2 protein-coding genes are annotated in these 1,088 nt (G+C 42.7%); both read left to right on the plus strand.

Annotated features, from left to right (window positions below):
• Position 1: 1 nt before the first annotated feature.
• Positions 2-268 (plus strand): hypothetical protein, encoded by a 267-nt coding sequence (locus ACFIMC_RS07950; protein ID WP_375685732.1) that lies wholly within the window; start codon positions 2-4, stop codon positions 266-268.
• Between the two features lie 10 nt (positions 269-278).
• Positions 279-1,088: dATP/dGTP diphosphohydrolase domain-containing protein (locus tag ACFIMC_RS07955; protein WP_375685734.1), on the plus strand; the 810-nt coding region annotated here is incomplete at its 3' end.

Genomic DNA, 1,088 nt, shown 5'->3' on the forward strand with positions numbered 1-1,088 from the left:
TGTGTCGTTGATTTCTCAATGTCATGTGTCTGCTGTTTATAAATGGACTTATCCTTTAAAAAAACTAGAGGGTAAAGGCGGCATCATTCCAGCTAAATACCAAATTATGCTTTTAAATTATGCGCGTGATCATGGGATAGATTTGCGTCCAGAAGATTTTTTTTATCCCGAGCGCTTGCAGAGATTAATGCAAGAGCAACACCCCCCAATGACTACATTTGCAAAAAGTTCCGGCGTTGATAGCGCGCGTGAGACTTTGCAGCCTTAAGGAGGTGATGATGGCTGTAGAAAAGAAATACGAACTTACTGATGAAACAATTGAGTTTGATGGCAGAACACTTCACCGCATTCGTGCACTGAGAGACTTTGGTGATGTTAAAGCAGGTGATTTAGGAGGCTATATAGAGAAAGAAGACAACCTAAGTCATGAAGGTGATTGTTGGGTTGGGAATAGGGCATGGGTTTATGGTGATGCACGTGTTTTTGGCAATGCCAAGGTTCTTGGTTTTTCTCATGTTTATGACAATGCCCGTGTTTATGAGAATGCCAATGTTCTTTTAGCAGCTGCGATTTATGGCAACGCCAAGGTTTGTGGTAATGCGCATGTATTTGGCAATGCCAAGGTTTGTGATGAAGCTGCGGTTTTTGGTAATGCTTACGTTTACGATAATATCCATGTTTATGGCAGCGCCAAGGTTTATGGCAACGCCAAGGTTTGTGGTTATGCCAAGGTTTGTGATGCTGCTAAGGTGTTCGGTCATGCCGTGGTTTATGGTAAGGCCAAGATTTATGGAAATGCATATGTTTGCGGCACTGAAGAATATGGTGGCGACAGAGTTTATATGTGTTCACATAATGCAAATGAAGCGCATAAGAATGATGATGGTAAGCCTCGTGTAGAGCTTATACCGCCGTTGGCACTGCTTGAAATTGGTAAAGTTTTAGAGTTTGGGGCAAAGAAGTACGGAGCAAACAATTGGCGTAATGGCATGCACTGGAGCAGGTTACACGGTGCTGCTTTACGTCATTTATTAGCATGGTTTGGTGGAGAGCATAAGGATGCTGAGAGTGATTTATCACACTTGGCA

Source organism: Bartonella sp. AP21QHHD (genome assembly GCF_042196205.1).
GTDB lineage: Bacteria > Pseudomonadota > Alphaproteobacteria > Rhizobiales > Rhizobiaceae > Bartonella.